The organism is Streptomyces sp. SirexAA-E, assembly GCF_000177195.2.
GTDB lineage: Bacteria > Actinomycetota > Actinomycetes > Streptomycetales > Streptomycetaceae > Streptomyces > Streptomyces flavovirens.
In genome coordinates, this window is record NC_015953.1 from 3,705,320 (window position 1) to 3,722,993 (window position 17,674).

The 17,674-nt window shown below is 68.5% G+C and carries 12 protein-coding genes; 4 read left to right on the forward strand and 8 right to left on the reverse strand.

Annotation, left to right across the window (positions count from 1 at the left end; genetic code table 11):
- Window positions 1–113: 113 nt before the first annotated feature.
- Entirely contained in the window at window positions 114–2,276 is a 2,163-nt protein-coding gene (murJ, locus tag SACTE_RS16470) for a murein biosynthesis integral membrane protein MurJ (protein WP_014047170.1), read from the reverse strand.
- 49 nt (window positions 2,277–2,325) lie between these two features.
- Window positions 2,326–4,623 (reverse strand): DUF6049 family protein, encoded by a 2,298-nt coding sequence (locus SACTE_RS16475; RefSeq protein ID WP_014047171.1) that lies wholly within the window; start codon window positions 4,621–4,623, stop codon window positions 2,326–2,328.
- 181 nt (window positions 4,624–4,804) lie between these two features.
- Here SACTE_RS16475 and SACTE_RS16480 point away from each other — a divergent pair, with 181 nt between their 5' ends.
- Window positions 4,805–6,247 carry a CCA tRNA nucleotidyltransferase gene (locus tag SACTE_RS16480; protein WP_019992490.1) on the forward strand — a complete coding sequence of 481 codons (1,443 nt, stop codon included), beginning with the start codon at window positions 4,805–4,807 and terminating at the stop codon, window positions 6,245–6,247.
- 100 nt (window positions 6,248–6,347) lie between these two features.
- On the opposite strand, the gene SACTE_RS16485 is transcribed toward SACTE_RS16480, so the two are convergent.
- The 3 genes from SACTE_RS16485 to SACTE_RS16495 all read right to left on the reverse strand — a co-directional run bounded on the left by SACTE_RS16485 (window position 6,348) and on the right by SACTE_RS16495 (window position 9,604).
- A complete protein-coding gene (locus tag SACTE_RS16485; RefSeq protein ID WP_014047173.1) occupies window positions 6,348–7,625 on the reverse strand; it encodes an MFS transporter in 1,278 nt (425 codons plus the stop codon).
- Between the two features lie 132 nt (window positions 7,626–7,757).
- On the reverse strand, window positions 7,758–8,840 hold the full coding sequence (locus SACTE_RS16490) for an inositol-3-phosphate synthase (protein WP_014047174.1): 1,083 nt from the start codon (window positions 8,838–8,840) through the stop codon (window positions 7,758–7,760).
- Between the two features lie 62 nt (window positions 8,841–8,902).
- On the reverse strand, window positions 8,903–9,604 hold the full coding sequence (locus SACTE_RS16495; RefSeq protein ID WP_014047175.1) for a PadR family transcriptional regulator: 702 nt from the start codon (window positions 9,602–9,604) through the stop codon (window positions 8,903–8,905).
- A gap of 387 nt (window positions 9,605–9,991) precedes the next feature.
- Here SACTE_RS16495 and SACTE_RS16500 point away from each other — a divergent pair, with 387 nt between their 5' ends.
- Entirely contained in the window at window positions 9,992–12,682 is a 2,691-nt protein-coding gene (locus SACTE_RS16500) for a transglycosylase domain-containing protein (protein ID WP_014047176.1), read from the forward strand.
- A 128-nt stretch (window positions 12,683–12,810) separates the two neighbouring features.
- Window positions 12,811–14,316, forward strand: a complete 1,506-nt coding sequence (locus SACTE_RS16505; RefSeq protein WP_014047177.1) for a glycosyltransferase 87 family protein — start codon at window positions 12,811–12,813, stop codon at window positions 14,314–14,316.
- Window positions 14,317–14,340: 24 nt separating this feature from the next.
- Here SACTE_RS16505 and SACTE_RS16510 read toward each other — a convergent pair whose 3' ends face one another.
- From SACTE_RS16510 to SACTE_RS16520, 3 genes are all read right to left on the reverse strand, one after another.
- Window positions 14,341–15,372 (reverse strand): alanine racemase, encoded by a 1,032-nt coding sequence (locus tag SACTE_RS16510; protein ID WP_014047178.1) that lies wholly within the window; start codon window positions 15,370–15,372, stop codon window positions 14,341–14,343.
- A 63-nt stretch (window positions 15,373–15,435) separates the two neighbouring features.
- Window positions 15,436–16,554, reverse strand: coding sequence for a peptidoglycan bridge formation glycyltransferase FemA/FemB family protein (locus SACTE_RS16515; RefSeq protein ID WP_014047179.1), 1,119 nt, complete (start codon window positions 16,552–16,554; stop codon window positions 15,436–15,438).
- Window positions 16,555–16,739: 185 nt separating this feature from the next.
- On the reverse strand, window positions 16,740–17,096 hold the full coding sequence (locus SACTE_RS16520) for a hypothetical protein (protein WP_014047180.1): 357 nt from the start codon (window positions 17,094–17,096) through the stop codon (window positions 16,740–16,742).
- A 285-nt stretch (window positions 17,097–17,381) separates the two neighbouring features.
- On the opposite strand from SACTE_RS16520, the gene rpsF reads away from it, so the two are divergent.
- Complete coding sequence (rpsF, locus tag SACTE_RS16525; protein ID WP_014047181.1) at window positions 17,382–17,672, forward strand: 30S ribosomal protein S6; 291 nt, start codon at window positions 17,382–17,384, stop codon at window positions 17,670–17,672.
- The last annotated feature ends 2 nt before the right edge of the window (window positions 17,673–17,674 follow it).

The following is a 17,674-nucleotide window of genomic DNA, read 5'->3' on the forward strand; positions in this document are numbered from 1 at the left end:
CTCCCCATCCGTTGCGCGATGCCAGCCAGCTCTGCACAGGCCAATTGTGCCCACACTCCGGTGCTATGCACGACACGCGGTGTCCGGTGATGGTTGTGCGGCCGGCGGGAACTTCAGCGTCCGAGCCGTCCGCGGACCATGCCGACCATGCCGTTGAGCTCCTCGATCCGCATCTTCCTCGCCGCGACGTAGAAGATGCCCAGCAGGACCACGCTGCCGCAGACCAGGGCCACCACCGACCCGCCGGCTCCTTCGCCGAGGGTCTTCAGCAGGGCGAAACCGACGGCACCCCCGACCACCGCCGCGGGAACCGCGGCCAGGCAGAGACGGGCGTAGGTGCGCACCACGCGGGCGCCGTCGAGGTCGCCTCCGAGCCGGTTGCGCAGTCGGCGCCAGGCGATGCCGACGCCGACCGCGTAGGCCAGGCCGTAGGCACCCGCCATGCCGATGACGGCCCAGCGGGCCGGAAGGACCACGTAGCAGAGGGCGGAGACCGCGGCGTTGACCGCCGCCACGATGACGGTGTTGTAGAAGGGCGTGCGGGTGTCCTCGTACGCGTAGAAGCCGCGCAGCACGACGTACTGCACGGAGTACGGGATGAGGCCGAGCCCGAACGCCATCAGGATGAAGCCCATGGACCGTGCCGCCTCGGTGCCGCTGGAGGCGTAGAGCAGGGTGCACATCGGCAGACCGAGCGCCAGGAAGGTGAACGCGACCGGCACGATCGCCACCGCCGAGTTGCGCAGCCCCTGCGAGATGTCGTCGCGGACGGCACCGGGGTCGTTGTCGTGGGCGGCGCGGGAGATGCGGGGCAGCAGGGCCGCCATGACCGAGACGGTGATGATCGCCTGTGGCATGCCCCAGATCAGCTGGGCGTTGGAGTAGGCGAGGAAGCCGGTGCCGTCCTTGCCGGAGAGCTTGCCGGCCGAGGTCGCCAGCTGGGTGACCACGATGACGCCGGCCTGGTTCGCCAGGACGAAGAGGACCGTCCACTTGGCGAGCCTGACCGTCTTGCCGAGCCCGTGGCCCTTCCAGTCGAAGCGCGGACGGAAGCGGAACCCCGTTTCGCGGAGGTAGGGGATCATGGCGAGGGCCTGGACGACGAGGCCGAGCAGGGTGCCGACGCCCAGCAGGCGGACACCTTCCGGCGGGATCGTCTCGACGCCCATCCGGGACTCGGCCGACGAGCCGTAGACCCAGATGAAGAGCCCGAACGTGACGATCATGACGATGTTGTTGAGGACCGGGGTCCACATCATCGCCCCGAACTTCCCGCGGGCGTTGAGGATCTGGCCCATCACCACGTGGACGCCCATGAAGAAGATGGTGGGCAGGCAGTAGCGGGCGAAGGTGACGGCCACGCTGTTGGCCGCGGCGTCGTTGGCGATGGTCGGCGACATCGTGTGGATGAGCCACGGCGAGGCGAAGACGGCCAGGGCCACGATCGCCCCGAGCGTCACCATCACGAGGGTGAGCAGCCGGTTGGCGTAGGCCTCGCCGCCGTCCGCGTCGTCCTTCATGGACCGGACGAGCTGGGGCACGAAGACCGAGTTGAGCCCGCCGCCCACGGTGAGGATGTAGATCATCGTCGGCAGGGTGTAGGCGATCGTGAAGCTGTCACCGAGCAGCGCCGCGCCGAGGGCGGCCGTGATCACCAGGCTGCGGACGAAACCGGTGAGCCGGGACACCAGGGTCCCGGCCGCCATCAGGGCGCTCGACTTCAGTATCCCGGAGGCACGGCCACCCGACTTCGGCGGTACCGGGGCCGGAGCGGCCTCAGGCTCGGCCGGCGGCTCGGGAGGCCGTCCCGAGCCCTGCTGCTGGTCGCGGAAGAGGTGCGCGAAGGCGTCGGGCTCAGCCGGGACCTCGGCGGCCTGCGTGACCAGGTCGTCCACGCCCACGTACTGGGTGGTCGCCGCGTCGTCCCCGTAGGGAAGGTGTCGTGAAGGGCCTGCGGGCTCCGGTGGCGGCGTCTGGGCCCAGACACGGGGGTCCGGTGGGTACTGGGCCGCGGGAGGCTGCTGGTAGAGCGCCTGCGGCTCCTGGTAGGTCCCGGGGGGCGGCGGCGGGTGGGAGGCCCGGTCGTACAGGGCCTCCGCGACCGGGTCCTGGGCGGCGAGATCCTGGGACCGGTACGGATCGTGGTCGTACGCGTGCTGCAGGTACGGGTCGGGTGCGGCCCCGTCCTGACCGGGGCCCGGAGGCACCGGCGGACCGCTGGGCGCCCCAGCTCCGCCCGCGCCCTGGCCGCGGTCACCGTCGTACGGCGCGTTCATCGAAACCCCACCTCATTGTCCCCGGCCGACCGGCCACGACAGACATCGCTCAACGGTCCACTTTCTCACCCGTCCCCGAAGGGTTCCCGCTTTCCGGACCGGTGTCCGGTGTCGGGTCACTCGGCTGCTCGGGTTCGCCGCCGTCGTTCTCCTCCGTGTCACCCGCCGCCGCGCGCTTGCGCTGGGTGTACATCCTGATCCCCGCGAGGACGAGCAGCAGCAGGCCGCCCGCGATCACCAGGAGCACCGTCGGTGTGACCTCGGAGACCTTCACCGTGAAGGTCATCTCCTCGCCGTACGGTGTCCCGTCCTGGGTGAAGAGCCGCGCGGTGACCTGGGCCTGGCCGTTGGCGTTGGCCGAGGCGTCGAACTTCACGGACTGGCTGTGCCCGCCCGCGATCTTGACCGGTTGTTCGGCCATCGCCCCGCCGTCGTCCAGCTTGAGGCGGGTGGAGTTGCCCGACGTCAGCCGGAGCACGAGGTGATCGATGCCCTGGACCAGCTTGTTCTGCACGGTGACCGGGATCGTCGCACTGCGTCCGGAGAGTGTGACGTCGGACTTCGTGATGAGCTGCACCTCGGTGGTGAGGCTCTTCAGATAGGACCGGACGGCGTCACGGTACTGCTGGGCCTCCAACGGCCTGCCACGCCAGGACGTGGACACGGCGCGGTTGACCGCGTTTCCGAACGGCGTCACCACCCGGTCGGGCTGGGTGAGGATGACCTGGAAGCTGTTGAGCGAGTCCTGCGTCGTACGGATGTCCTGGAACGCCTGGGTGGGGAGCTCCTGTTTGCGAAGCTTCTTCGGGTAGGCGGAGGCCCTGGGCACCTTGGTGGTGGCGCGGGCGTCCGGCTTCTCCCCGGCCGCCGCCACCAGGTCGAGGGGCTCGGTCCAGTGCTCGTCCGTGAGGGCCCGCAGGGCGCGCGCCATGGTCTGTGCCTGGGCCGCCGTGGGCGTCCGCTGCGGAGCCACGACGATGCTGCGGGCCTTGTCGGGCTCCTGCTCGGTCAGGGCCAATGTCTGCGCGAGGAACTTCTGCACGGCCAGTGTCGAACTGCCGGCCTTGGCCAGGTCGCCCGTGAAGGCGGTGGAGAGCCGGTGGTCGGCGACGACCGCGGTGGTGCCGCCTCCGACGGGTCTGGCCGCGGTCGGGGTGTACGACAGGCCGCCGACCTCTTCGAGGCTGTCGCTCCTGGCGATCACCTTGTGCGCGCCGGCCGAGGTGGCGACATCGACGACGGAGGGGTCGATGGCGCCGTCGACCGGCCAGGCGAAATCGGTGGAGGGCTTCACATGGAGGATGGTCTCCACGGTCGAGCCCGCCACCTCGGTCGCCGTCTGCAGATGGCTGAGCGTCCCGGAGACGTTCTTGCCCCGGTGGGCGATCGACGCGAGATCGGGGTCGGCGAAGGGCAGGGCCACCACGGTGCTGTCCTTCACCGCCGACTGCAGCGAGGTGAGCCACTGCCGTGCGATGGCCTGGTTCGTCCCGGCGACCGTCGTGTCGCCGGTCTTGACGCGGTAGTTCTTCGTCATGGCGTCGACCGAGGCCAGCAGGTCCGGATCGATCACCCACGTCACGGGGAGCCCGCTGCCGAGCGAGACCATCTGCTCCAGCCGGCCACCGGGAGCGAGCTCGAGAGCGAGGTCGTCGTCGGCGAAGACGGGGGTCTGCTGCTCGTCGGAGCCCGTCTCGGCCGTGACGTGCGCGGAGGCGATCAGCGGCCAGAGGAAGGTCAGCTTCGTCTTGCTTCCGGTGTCCTCGGGCTGCCACGGCAGGAAGGTCCGCTGGATGCCGAGTACCTGGTCGTAAGGGGCTTCGGAGGTCTGGCCGGTGAGGGAGACCCCCAGCTGGTACACGCCCTCCTCTCCCAGCTCCAGCTTGTCCACAGGGACGGTGAGGGTGAAGTCCTGGCTGACCCCGGAGGCGAGCGCGGGGACCTTCAGCGTGTACGGGTCCCCGAGCTTGGCCGGGTCGCCACCGGGCAGGTAGCCGGTGCGAGAGGCGGCGTCGTCCACCGCGGACCGGCCGGACAGCCTCGGTCCGACGCGCAGATCGACCTCGGCGTCCTTGACCGTCTTCTTGCCCTTGTTGGTCAGCGTGCCCGAGATCGTCAGGGTGTCGCCTTCGACCGGCGCGCTCGGAGCGAGCGTGTCCAGGGACACAGCGACCGTCCGTGAGCCGGTGGCGGCCTTGCTCGTACCGGCGGCCTGGGCCGGGAGGGCCGCAGGACCCGTGAGGAGCCCTGCCAGCAGGGGTACCCCGACGAGCAAGGAGGCTGTGCGCCGGAGCCACCGGCGGGCAGGAGAGGTAGTCATCCCCTGAGAGTCTGCCGCCTCGGCCACGCGTACCCGTCCCTCGTCGTCGTCGGCTGGTTGTCGGTCCTGCCGGTCTCTGCGTCCACGCATGGTAACGATGCGGCCGAGAGCTCAGTGCCACGGACTGCGCCCCATGATCGGGAGAGTCTCGCAGGGAGCCGGGAAACGATGCCGCCCGGGTCGGTCGGTGCACGTACCCTTTTCTGTTGTGCCGAACGCCAACGAAGACAACCTCAGTGCACTGAGCCAGGTGCAGCACCGCGCAGTCAGTGAACTGCTGCGGGTGTCCCCGGTCGCCGACGACCTCGCCCGCCGATTCCGGGAGGCCGGCTTCCGGCTCGCTCTGGTCGGGGGGTCCGTCCGCGACGCATTGCTCGGCAGGCTCGGCAACGACCTGGACTTCACGACCGATGCCCGCCCCGAGGACGTGCTCAAGATCGTCCGTCCGTGGGCCGACTCGGTGTGGGAGGTCGGAATCGCCTTCGGCACCGTCGGTTCGCAGAAGGACGGCTACCAGATCGAGATCACGACCTATCGGTCGGAGGCGTACGACCGGACATCGAGGAAGCCGGAGGTCTCCTACGGGGATTCCATCGAGGAGGACCTGGTCCGCCGTGACTTCACGGTCAACGCCATGGCCGTCGCGCTGCCGGAGAAGGAGTTCGTCGACCCCCACGGCGGTCTCGACGACCTGGCGGCGCGTGTGCTGCGCACTCCGGGCACACCCGAGGAGTCCTTCTCCGACGACCCGCTGCGTATGCTCCGGGCCGCCCGCTTCGCGGCTCAGCTGGACTTCGAGGTCGCACCCGATGTCCTCACGGCGATGACGGACATGGCCGGACGCATCGAGATCGTCTCGGCCGAGCGGGTCCGCGAGGAGCTCAACAAGCTGCTCCTGTCCGGTCACCCCCGCAAGGGGCTGGGCCTGCTCGTGGAGACGGGACTGGCGGATCGTGTACTGCCCGAGCTCCCCGCGCTCCGGCTGGAACGTGACGAGCATCACCGTCACAAGGATGTCTACGAGCACTCCTTGACGGTCCTGGAGCAGGCGATCGATCTGGAGGAAGAGGGCCCCGACCTCGTGCTGCGGCTCGCCGCCCTGCTGCACGACATCGGCAAGCCGAAGACGCGGCGTTTCGAGAAGGACGGCCGGGTCTCGTTCCACCATCACGAGGTGGTGGGCGCCAAGCTGACCAGGAAGCGGCTGACGGAGCTCAAGTACTCCAACGACATGGTCAAGGACGTCTCCAAGCTCGTGGAGCTGCACCTGCGCTTCCACGGGTACGGCGACGGGGAGTGGACCGACTCCGCGGTGCGCCGGTATGTGCGGGACGCGGGTCCGCTGCTGGACCGGCTGCACAAGCTGACGCGCTCGGACTGCACGACGCGGAACAAGCGCAAGGCGAACGCCCTGTCGCGCACCTATGACGGACTCGAGGAGCGCATCGCCCAGCTGAAGGACCAGGAGGAGCTGGACGCGATCCGCCCGGACCTGGACGGCAACGAGATCATGAAGATCCTGGGCGTCGGTCCCGGACCGGTCATCGGGAAGGCCTACGCCTTTCTCCTGGAACTTCGCCTGGAGAACGGGCCCATGGAGCGTGACGCGGCGATCGCGGCGCTCAAGGAGTGGTGGGAGGGGCAGAGCTGACGGGGTGGCTCGCTCATGTTTCACGTGAAACATGAGCGCGGCAGAGGTGGCGTCGGCACCTTCGGGCTGAAGGGCGTTGTTTCACGTGAAACAACGCCCTTCAGTCTTTGACCGCAGCGCTTCGGGAGACCGGTCGGTGTGCCATTGCCGCGGATACGCCGGCATAGAGCACCGCCACAGCGACCACTACGGTGGTGGATCGCCCATCGGCGGGCAGGGCCAGGGCCGATGCGCCCGCCGCCGCCACGAAGGCCGCATTGAACAGCACGTCGTACAGCGAGAAGACCCTGCCGCGGAAGGCATCGTCGACGGAGGTCTGCACCTCGGTGTCCGTCGCGATTTTCGACCCCTGGGTCACGAGGCCGAGGACGAAAGCGGCCGCCAGCATCGGGACGGGGGCGAAGGGCAGTCCCAGCGCAGGTTCCAGAACGGCGGCCACTCCCGCACACACTGCCAGCCAGCCGTACCGACCGAAGCGTCCGACGGCCCAAGGCGTCATCACTGCGGCCACGAAGTAGCCCGCGGCGGAGAAGCCCAGCGCCAGACCGAGCAGGGCGAGCCCGTCGGACTCGGAGTCGGCCCACGCGTAGCGGCACAGCATCAGCAGCATTACGGTCAGCGCCCCGTAACAGAAGCGCATGACCGTCATCGCGGCGAGGGCACGTGCGGCGTTCCTGCGCTCCGAGAGGTGGCGGAAGCCGGCGGCGAGACCGCGTGCGGTCGTGGCGAGGGCCTCACGCAGCCGCACGTGCGCCTGGCCCCTATCGGGCCCGAGGAGGTCACGGGGCAGGCTCAGGGAGGCCAGGGCCGACAGGAGGTAGAGCGTGGCCCCCAGCAGCACCACCACGGCGTCGGATCCGTCCGTCAGCAGCCGGACGGCCAGGGCCAGTCCACCGCCCAGTGTGGCTGCCAGTGTGCCGGCGGTCGGGGACAGGGAGTTGGCGACCACGAGCCGGTCGTCGTCCACCACACGTGGGAGGGCGGCCGACAACCCGGCCAGCACGAAGCGGTTGACGGCGGTGACGCACAGGGCCGAGGCGTAGAACGCCCAGTCCGGTACGGAACTGAGCAGCAACAGGGCTGTGCAGCAAGCGAGTACGGCACGCAGGAGGTTGCCGTACAGGAAGACCTGCCGGCGCGGCCAGCGGTCCAGCAGGACACCCGCGAACGGGCCGACCAGCGAGTACGGAAGCAGCAGTACCGCCATGGCCGAGGCGATGGCTCCGGGTGTCGCCTGGTTCTCCGGTGAGAACACCACGTAGGTGGCGAGGGCGACTTGGTAGACGCCATCGGCCGACTGGGAGAGAAGCCGCACAGCCAGGAGACGACGGAAGTTCCTCAGGCGCAGGAGAACGCCCAGATCACGCACGACAGGCATGTGGGCAAGGGTCACACATGCGAGGGGCCCCCGGGCGGGTGGACTGCCCGGGGGCCCCTCGCATGCTGTGCCGACGGGGCGTTGCCGCCCGTCATCCCGATGTCGGTGAGGCGGGAGCCGTCACCGGTGGGATCAGCGCTCGACGTCGCCGTTGATGAACTTCTCGACGTTCTCGCGGGCCTCGTCGTCGAAGTACTGCACCGGCGGGGACTTCATGAAGTAGGAGGAGGCCGAGAGGATCGGGCCGCCGATTCCGCGGTCCTTGGCGATCTTCGCCGCCCGGACGGCGTCGATGATGACACCGGCGGAGTTCGGGGAGTCCCAGACCTCGAGCTTGTACTCCAGGTTCAGCGGGACGTCACCGAAGGCACGGCCCTCGAGGCGGACGTACGCCCACTTGCGGTCGTCCAGCCAGGCCACGTAGTCCGAGGGGCCGATGTGGACGTTGTCCGCACCGAGCTCACGGTCACGGATCTGCGAGGTGACGGCCTGGGTCTTCGAGATCTTCTTGGACTCCAGACGCTCACGCTCGAGCATGTTCTTGAAGTCCATGTTGCCGCCGACGTTCAGCTGCATCGTGCGGTCGAGGATGACACCCCGGTCCTCGAAGAGCTTCGCCATCACACGGTGCGTGATGGTGGCGCCCACCTGGGACTTGATGTCGTCACCGACGATCGGGACGCCGGCCTCGGTGAACTTGTCCGCCCACTCCTTGGTGCCGGCGATGAAGACCGGGAGGGCGTTGACGAACGCGACCTTGGCGTCGATGGCGCACTGCGCGTAGAACTTCGCAGCCACCTCGGAACCGACCGGCAGGTAGCAGACGAGGACGTCGACCTGCTTGTCCTTGAGGACCTGGACGATGTCGACCGGCGCCTCGGCGGACTCCTCGATCGTCTCGCGGTAGTACTTGCCCAGGCCGTCGTGGGTGTGACCACGCTGGACGGTCACGCCGGTGCTGGGCACGTCGGCGATCTTGATCGTGTTGTTCTCGCTGGCGCCGATGGCGTCCGCCAGGTCGAGGCCGACCTTCTTCGCGTCGACGTCGAAGGCGGCGACGAACTCGACGTCGCTCACGTGGTAGTCGCCGAACTGGACGTGCATCAGGCCGGGCACCTTGCCGGCCGGATCGGCGTCCTTGTAGTACTCGACGCCCTGCACCAGCGAGGCGGCGCAGTTGCCCACGCCGACGATGGCTACGCGAACCGAACCCATGCCGATTGCTCCCTGTGTGTTCTCTGTGTTCCCCGACGGACCCGTGCGGTCCTGAGGGGGTGTCACTTGGTGTCGTCGGACGGATCCGGCCGGGTGTTGTCCCGGTGCCGGGGCAGGCCGCCCGTCTCTCCTGATGTGTCGTGCTGAGTGCAGCCCTCGGGCGAGGATCGGCGTTGATCCCGTCCCGACCGCTCGCTCTCGATGAGCTCGTTCAGCCAGCGCACTTCGCGCTCCACGGACTCCATGCCGTGCCGCTGCAGCTCAAGCGTGTAGTCATCGAGTCGTTCCCGGGTGCGGGCCAGCGAGGCGCGCATCTTTTCGAGGCGCTCCTCCAGCCTGCTGCGCCGGCCTTCGAGGACGCGCATCCGCACCTCGCGCTCCGTCTGCCCGAAGAAGGCGAACCGAGCGGCGAAGTGCTCGTCCTCCCAGGCGTCCGGACCGGTGTGCGACAGCAACTCCTCGAAGTGCTCCTTACCTTCTGCCGTCAACCGGTAGACGATCTTGGCGCGGCGTCCTGCCAGCGAGCCCGTGGAGGCGACCCCACGGGCCGTGGTGGGCGGAGCCGCCGCATCGCTCGCGGTCTCCTCGATCAACCAGCCGTTGGCGACCAGCGTCTTGAGGCAGGGATAGAGCGTGCCGTAGCTGAACGCGCGGAAGATACCCAACGAGGTGTTGAGGCGTTTGCGCAGCTCATACCCGTGCATCGGGGACTCACGGAGCAGGCCGAGCACCGCGAATTCGAGGATGCCGGAGCGTCTGCTCACCTTCGCGTCCTCCTTCGTCCGGTGCTCCTGCGGAGCTCCTGAGCCCACCTTATGCCGTGCTGATGTATCGACTCGATACATCAGCACGATAGATCGGTCCGTGATGTTCGACAAGAGGGGCATTCGTGAGCGGCGTCACATTGGTGATTCGTAGGGAGCGACTTGCGTTATTTGGGGTGAAGTTCGGTCCCAGGAGGTTTTTGACCGTGCGTAGTCTGTGCGGCATGCAGACCACCGGGAACCGCGAGGCGCCCTCGCGCGTCAGTCAACGCGGACTGCCGGATGTACTGCGGATGAGCCTTCCGCAGGGCTCGTCCGCAATTCGGGGGGACCGGATCTCAACTGCCGCTTCCAGGCGCTCTCGCCTGCCCGAGGAGTAGTCGTTCGATGAGCGAGCACCGTCGCAAGACGCCGCAACCGCAAGGTGGCGGACGTGCCGCGGCCAGACGAGCCGCCCAGCAGCCCTCCGGACGACGCGAGTCGTCACGCAGGGCCACATCAGCATCACCCTCCGGCGCCCACGACGACGAACAGTCGTACGGCGGCCGGGCCGAGGCCCGTCGAGCCGCCCAGCGCGGCGGGGGCAGGCGCCGGGGCGGTGGCGACGCCGCAGGCCCCGAAGGCCGTGGCCGGGCGGCGGGCAGCCGCTCCGGCAAGAAGAGGATCATCGACTACCCGCGCGCCGGCAAGTACGGCGTGCGGCGTTGGGTTCCTTCGTGGAAGCTGGTCTCCGGACTGTGTCTGGGCTTCCTCGGCCTCATGATGGGCGCGGCCGGCATCGCGTACGCGCTTGTGGTGCCCCCTGAGGTGAAGGACATGGCCAAGGCGCAGAACAACGTCTACTACTGGGCCGACGACACGCAGTTGGTCGCCACGGGCGGCTCCGTCAACCGCCAGGAGATCGCCTACGCGCAGATCCCGGAGGCCATGCGGAACGCGGTGATCTCCGCGGAGAACAAGTCGTTCGACCACGACAAGGGCATCGACCCCATGGGCATCGCCCGGGCGTTCTGGAACATGGCCAAGGGGGGTGACACCCAGGGTGGTTCGACGATCACACAGCAGTACGTGAAGAACTCGATGCTCTCCCAGGAGCAGACCCTCAGCCGGAAGTTCAAGGAACTCTTCATCACGCTCAAGGTCGGCAAGACCGTGAAGAAGGAAGAGGTGATGGCCGGTTACCTCAACGTCTCCTACTACGGCCGGAGCGCCTCGGGCCTCCAGGCGGCCGCCCGCACGTACTTCGGCAAGGACGCCGTCAAGCTCGACCCGAGCGAGTGCGCCTTCCTGGCGACCCTGCTCAAGGGTCCGAGCTACTACGACCCCGCCGGGCACCCGGAGATCGATCCGGTCAACATGTCCAAGAAGGCCAATACGGAGAGGGCCACGAAGCGCTGGGCGTGGATCCTCGACGAAGAGGTCAAGGACAACCGGCTGAGCGCCACCGAGCGGGCGAAGTACACGAAGCTCCCCGAGCTGAAGGAGCCCACGAAGAGCGGCGAGCTGGGCGGACAGACCGGTTACCTCGTCGACCTCGCCACGGACTACTTCCTCGCCCACAACGACCAGGACATCACCGAACAGCAGCTGGCGCAGGGCGGATACGAGATCCACACGACCTTCGAGAAGAAGAAGGTCAAGGAGCTCGAGGCGGCCATCAACAAGGTCTACGAGAACAAGATCGACGTGAAGAAGCGGCCCGAGCTGGACGCGCACGTCCAGTTCGGCGGCGCCTCGGTGGACACCGGGACGGGCGCGATCCTCGCGACCTACGGCGGCCAGGACGCGACCAAGCACTACACCAACAACGCGGACGCGACAGGTGCGCAGGTCGGGTCGACCTTCAAGCCGTTCGTCCTCGCCGCCGGCATGCAGTACGGCGTGCGTGATCCGAAGGGGAGCAGGGAGCAGGACAAGGCCACCCGTACGCAGATCTCCCCGAAGAGCATCTACAACGCCGACAACGCCCTCGAGATCAAGAACTACGACGGCACGGTCTGGCTGAACGACGACGGCAAGCCCTGGCTCCAGACCAACGACGACCACGCGGACCACGGCGACATCACCCTGCGGGAGGCGATGGAGCAGTCCGCCAACTCCCCCTATGTCCAGCTCGGTATGGACGTCGGCACCGACAAGGTGAAGCAGGTCGCGATCGCGGCGGGACTTCGGGACGACGACTACATGGCGAACTCGTCCGTCCCCTCGTTCTCGATCGGTACGTCCTCGCCGAGCGCCATCCGCATGGCGGGTGCCTACGCGACCTTCGCCACCAGCGGCAAGCAGAACGAGCCCTTCTCGGTCACCGAGGTCAAACACGAAGGGGAGACCGTCTACCGGCACGAGAAGGCGACCAAGACCGCGATGGAGAGCGCCATCGCGGACAACGTCACCGACGTGCTCAAGGGCGTCGTCGAGAACGGCACCGGCAAGCCCGCCCGGCTCGAAGGCCGGGACGCGGCCGGCAAGACGGGTACCACGGACGGCAACCTCTCCGCCTGGTTCGTCGGGTACACGCCGCAGTTGTCGACGGCGATCAGTATGTTCCGCATGGACGACGACGAGTCGAACAAGGACCGTAAGTTCGAGGAGATGTACGGAACCGGTGGCGAGGAGAAGATCCACGGAAACTCCTTCCCCGCGCAGATCTGGCACGACTACATGACCACCGCGCTCCAGGGCAAGGAGGCGCTGAGCTTCCCGAAGCCCGAGCCGTACGGCGAGGTCATCGGTACCCCGAGCCCCACCCCGTCGCCGACCCCCTCGGCCTCCGAGTCGGAGTCGGAGTCGAAGTCGCCTTCGGCGACGCCCTCGGCGGAGACCACGTCCCCCAGCCCGTCGCCGAGCGACACCTGCGGAGTCTGGGGCTGGGACTGCGAGGAGGACAACGGCGGAACCAACACGGGCAACGCGAACGGCGGTGCCACCGATGGGAGCGCCAACGGCGGGACCGATGCCGGCACCTCGGACGGGGGCGCCGACGCCGGCACCACGGAGGGCACGACCGACGGTGCGAACGGCACCAGCGGCAACAGCAACGGCGGTAACCAAGGCGGCTGGTTCGGCGGCGGCGGATAGCCACCGCCCCGGACCCCGCCGGTACGCGTGACAAGGGCCCGCCCGCACCATCCAGGTGCCGGCGGGCCCTTCGCGTGTCCCGGGGCACGGTCCGCGCGCACACAGCGCCGTACGGCAGGATGTGCGGCATGCCAAGCCCACAGGACACGAGCGTGCACCAGGACCGGCCGGTCGCCCGGCCTACGCGGCAGGACGAGGTCGCGGCGGCCGGCAGCGAGCTGATCGGCGGGCCCGTAGGGCGCTGGGCGCGTGTCGGCACCGGCCCGCTCACCCCGGTGCGCGTCCTGGTGCTCGTGGCGATCGGGATGTTCGCCCTCGGCATGGTCCAGAAGATCCCCTGTTACGACTGGGCGTGGTTCCAGGGAGTCAGCTCGCAGTACACGCACGCCTGCTACTCCGACATCCCGCACCTGTACGTCGGACGGGGCTTCGCCGACGGCCTGGTGCCGTATGCCGACCGGCTCAACGGCGACATGGCCTATCTGGAGTACCCGGTGCTCACCGGGCTGTTCATGCAGGTCGCGTCCTGGCTGACGCTGACGCCCGACTCGGACCCCATGCAGCAGCGCGAGCAGATGTACTGGCTGGTCAACGCGGGCATGCTCATGATCTGCGCCGTGGTCGTCGTCGTCTGCGTCGCCCGGACGCACCGGTACCGCCCCTGGGACGGCCTGCTGGTCGCCCTCGCCCCGGCGTTCGCGCTCACCGCGACGATCAACTGGGACCTGTTCGCCGTCGCGCTGACCGCGGCGGCGATGCTCATGTGGTCCCGCGGCCGGGCGCTCGCCTTCGGTGTCCTCATCGGCCTGGCGACGGCGGCCAAGCTCTACCCGGTGCTGCTGCTGGGCCCCCTGCTCGTCCTGTGTCTGCGGGCCGGGAGGCCGCGCGACTTCACCAGGGCGCTGTTCGGTGCCGTGGCCGCGTGGCTGGTGGTGAACGTGCCGGTCATGCTCGCGGCCCCCGAGGGGTGGAAGAAGTTCTACACCTTCAGTCAGGAACGGCAGATCGACTACGGCTCGTTCTGGCTGCTCATCACCCAGCGCACCGGTAAACCCATCGACGTCTCCACCGTGAACACGGCCTCGGTGCTCCTGATGGTCGTGCTCTGCGCGGCCATCGCCGGGCTTGCCCTGAGCGCCCGCCACCGGCCGCGCTTCGCCCAGCTGGTGTTCCTGGTGGTGGCCGCCTTCGTCCTGACCAACAAGGTCTACTCACCGCAGTACGTGCTGTGGCTGATCCCGCTCGCCGCGCTGGCCCGCCCGCGCTGGCGGGACTTCCTGATCTGGCAGGCCTGCGAGGTCGTGTACTTCCTGGGGATCTGGATGTACCTCGCGTACACGACGAGCGGTGACAAGCACCAGGGGCTGCCGCAGGAGGGCTACCAGGTGGCGATCGCCCTGCACCTGCTGGGGACGCTGTACCTGTGCGCCGTGGTCGTCCGGGACATCCTGATGCCCGAGCGGGACCCGGTGCGGCGCGACGGCTCGGACGACCCGTCGGGGGGAGTGCTCGACGGGGCACCGGACACGCCCCTCCTGGCCGGGCTCGCGCACCGCTCCCCCGGACACCGGACACCCGCGGCCGAAGGGCCGCGGGTGGAGGAGGGCACGGTGGACGGCCCGCCCGCGTCCTGAACGGCGGCCCGGTTCCAAGAGGTACTAGCGGTCCACCAGGCGGTCGAACTGGGTGGTGGTGTGGCGCAGATGGGCCACCAGTTCGTCACCGACCTTCGGCTCCTCGGCGTCCGAGGGGACGAACAGGATCGACACCTGCATGTGCGGCGGTTCGGCGAACCAGCGCTGCTTGCCCGCCCAGACGAACGGCGACAGATTGCGGTTGACCGTGGCCAGACCGGCACGTGCGACGCCCTTGGCGCGCGGCATCACCCCGTGCAGCGCCTTGGGGGCCTCCAGGCCGACACCGTGCGAGGTGCCACCCGCGACGACGACCAGCCAGCCGTCGGAGGCGGCCTTCTGCTGGCGGTAACCGAACCGGTCACCCTTGACGACGGGCGTGACGTCGAGGACCGCGCCGCGGTACTCCGTCGCCTCGTGGTCGCCGAGCCAGAGCCGCGTGCCGATGCGGGCACGGAAGCGGGTCTGCGGGAACTGCTGCTGCAGCCGTGCCAGCTCCTCGGCCCTCAGGTGGCTGACGAACATGGTGTGCAGGGGCAGCCGGGCGGCACGCAGGCGGTCCATCCAGGCGATGACCTCCTCGACCGCGTCCGAGCCGTCCGTGCGGTCCAGCGGCAGGTGCAGGGCGAACCCTTCGAGGCGTACGTCCTCTATCGCCGCGTGCAGCAGGCCGAGCTCCTCCTCCTTGACGCCGTGGCGCTTCATCGAGCTCATGCACTCGATGACGACCCGGGCGCCCACCAGGGCGTGCACGCCGTCCACCGAGGAGACGGAGCGGACCACCCGGTCGGGCAGCGGCACCGGCTCCTCGCCCCGCCGGAAGGGTGTGAGCACCAGCAGGTCCCCGCTGAACCAGTCCTTGATCCGGGCGGCCTCGTACGTCGTGCCGACGGCCAGGATGTCGGAGCCGAAACGGATGGTCTCGTCGGCCAGCCGTTCGTGGCCGAAGCCGTATCCGTTGCCCTTGCAGACGGGTACGAGCCCGGGGAACTGGTCGATCACGGACTTCTGGTGCGCCCGCCAGCGCGCGGTGTCGACGTAGAGGGAGAGCGCCATGGCCGGCCCGGAACCTTTCTGGTGGCTGCGGTGGAGTTCGGAGGGTGAGGGGTGGGGCGAGGGTCAGCGGCGGGACATATACATGTCGAGCGCCTTGTGGAGCAGCTTGTTGAGGGGGAAGTCCCACTCGCCGACGTACTCGACGGCTTCCCCGCCCGTGCCGACCTTGAACTGGATCAGGCCGAACAGATGATCGGTCTCGTCCAGGGAGTCGCTGATGCCGCGCAGGTCGTAGACGGTCGCGCCCATCGCGTAGGAGTCGCGCAGCATCCGCCACTGCATGGCGTTCGACGGCCTGACCTCGCGCCCGATGTTGTCGGAAGCGCCGTACGAGTACCAGACGTGCCCACCGACCACGAGCATCGTGGCGGCGGAGAGGTTCACGCCGTTGTGCCGGGCGAAGTAGAGCCGCATGCGGTTGGGGTCCTCGGTGTTGAGGACCGTCCACATGCGCTGGAAGTAGGAGAGCGGACGCGGACGGAAGTGGTCACGCACCGCGGTGATCTCGTACAGCCGCTGCCACTCGGCCAGGTCCTCGTAACCGCCCTGGACGACCTCGACGCCGGCCTTGTCGGCCTTCTTGATGTTGCGCCGCCAGAGCTGGTTGAAGCCCTTGAGGACGTCCTCGAGGGAGCGGTTGGCCAGCGGGACCTGGAAGACGTAGCGGGGCTGTACGTCACCGAATCCGGCGCCGCCGTCCTCGCCCTGCTGCCAGCCCATCTTCCGCAGCCGGTCCGAGACCTCGAAGGCCCGCGGCTCGATGTGGGTGGCCTCGACGTCGCGCAGCCGCTTGACCTCGGGGTCCTGGATGCCCGCCTTGATGGCGGCCGAGTCCCAGCGGCGGATGACCACGGGCGGGCCCATCTTCACCGAGAAGGCGCCCTGCTGCTTGAGGTGCGCGAGCATCGGCTGGAGCCAGTCGTCCAGGTTCGGGGCGTACCAGTTGATGACCGGGCCCTCGGGGAGGTAGGCGAGGTAGCGCTTGATCTTGGGCAGCTGGCGGTACAGCACCAGACCCGCACCGACCATCTCACCGCTCTTGTCGAACCACCCGAGGTTCTCCGAGCGCCATTCGGTCTTCACGTCCGCCCACGCCGGGACCTGGCAGTGACTGGCCGAGGGGAGGCTCTGGATGTACGCCAGATGCTGCTCTCGGCTGATGGTCCTCAGGGTCAGGCTCATGCGGGGCGCTCCTCGGCAGGTGTGTCCCCATCGGTCAGGGGCTCCGGCTCTCGCGCCGAAGCCTACTGTGAGCGAGCGGCGCCCGGCCCGGCCCCATCGGGACCGGGCCGGGCGCCTGCCGTGCGGACGCCGCCCGCCGGAGCGCCGGGCGGCGTGGCCGACCGGGTCGGCCGCGGCTCTGCCGGTCAGGTGATCACGCCGCCGAAGAGGCCGCCGTGCGCCATGCCGAGGAGGAAACCGACTCCGGACGAGCCGATCCCCATGATGAAGGCGAACCGCTGCCAGGTGGTCTTGGAGATGTACTGCCCGTAGGCGCCGGTCAGGAGGCCGACCAGCCCGGCCCACGAGCTGAGCAGGTGCAGGTTGTGGAACATGGCCGACACGAACGCGAGGACGCCGAGCACCCCTGTCACCACCATCAGCACCTCTTGCAGGGGGTGGGGCCTGCCGTCCGTCGCGAAGAGTGAGCCGGTGGCCGGGCGTGCGTTGGTCACGTGGCTGGGAGCGGGCCGGCTGCCGGGGGATCGGACTGTCTGTGCCATGAAGCACCTCCTGGCCGAAAGGGCGGCGCGATGTAGCGCCTGTCACACCGCATCTGTCTTGATTGTGCGCCCTGAACACCGGATTTCAACCGGAAGCCGGTCTGCGGGTAGTCTGTACGGTCTGCACCGGTGTCTGCCCGAAGCCGACCCGACAGCCCCCTTCACATCATGAGAAGAGCGTTGTCAGTGGCGGCTGTTTTACTCGGAGACACTGTTGCTCACGCATCACGACCCTCCTGCCACGGAACGACCGTGGCCGCTGAGTCCAAAGGAGGTGGGTTCCACATGCGTCACTACGAGGTGATGGTCATCCTCGACCCCGATCTCGAGGAGCGAGCAGTCTCCCCGCTGATCGAGAACTTCCTCTCCGTCGTCCGTGAGGGCAACGGAAAGGTCGAGAAGGTCGACACCTGGGGCCGTCGTCGTCTCTCTTACGAGATCAAGAAGAAGCCTGAGGGCATCTACTCGGTCATCGACCTGCAGGCCGAGCCCGCAGTCGTCAAGGAGCTCGACCGACAGATGAACCTGAACGAGTCGGTCCTCCGGACCAAGGTCCTCCGTCCCGAGGTCCACTGAGC

Excerpts from the sequence above, each read along its gene's own strand:
- murJ (WP_014047170.1), bottom strand. The coding sequence starts at position 2,276 with ATGAACGCGCCGTACGACGGTGACCGCGGCCAGGGCGCGGGCGGAGCT.
- SACTE_RS16515 (WP_014047179.1), bottom strand. The coding sequence starts at position 16,554 with ATGAGCCTGACCCTGAGGACCATCAGCCGAGAGCAGCATCTGGCGTAC.
- SACTE_RS16520 (WP_014047180.1), bottom strand. The coding sequence starts at position 17,096 with ATGGCACAGACAGTCCGATCCCCCGGCAGCCGGCCCGCTCCCAGCCAC.
- rpsF (WP_014047181.1), top strand. The coding sequence starts at position 17,382 with ATGCGTCACTACGAGGTGATGGTCATCCTCGACCCCGATCTCGAGGAG.
- SACTE_RS16505 (WP_014047177.1), top strand. The coding sequence starts at position 12,811 with ATGCCAAGCCCACAGGACACGAGCGTGCACCAGGACCGGCCGGTCGCC.
- SACTE_RS16500 (WP_014047176.1), top strand. The coding sequence starts at position 9,992 with ATGAGCGAGCACCGTCGCAAGACGCCGCAACCGCAAGGTGGCGGACGT.
- SACTE_RS16510 (WP_014047178.1), bottom strand. The coding sequence starts at position 15,372 with ATGGCGCTCTCCCTCTACGTCGACACCGCGCGCTGGCGGGCGCACCAG.
- SACTE_RS16490 (WP_014047174.1), bottom strand. The coding sequence starts at position 8,840 with ATGGGTTCGGTTCGCGTAGCCATCGTCGGCGTGGGCAACTGCGCCGCC.
- SACTE_RS16485 (WP_014047173.1), bottom strand. The coding sequence starts at position 7,625 with ATGCCTGTCGTGCGTGATCTGGGCGTTCTCCTGCGCCTGAGGAACTTC.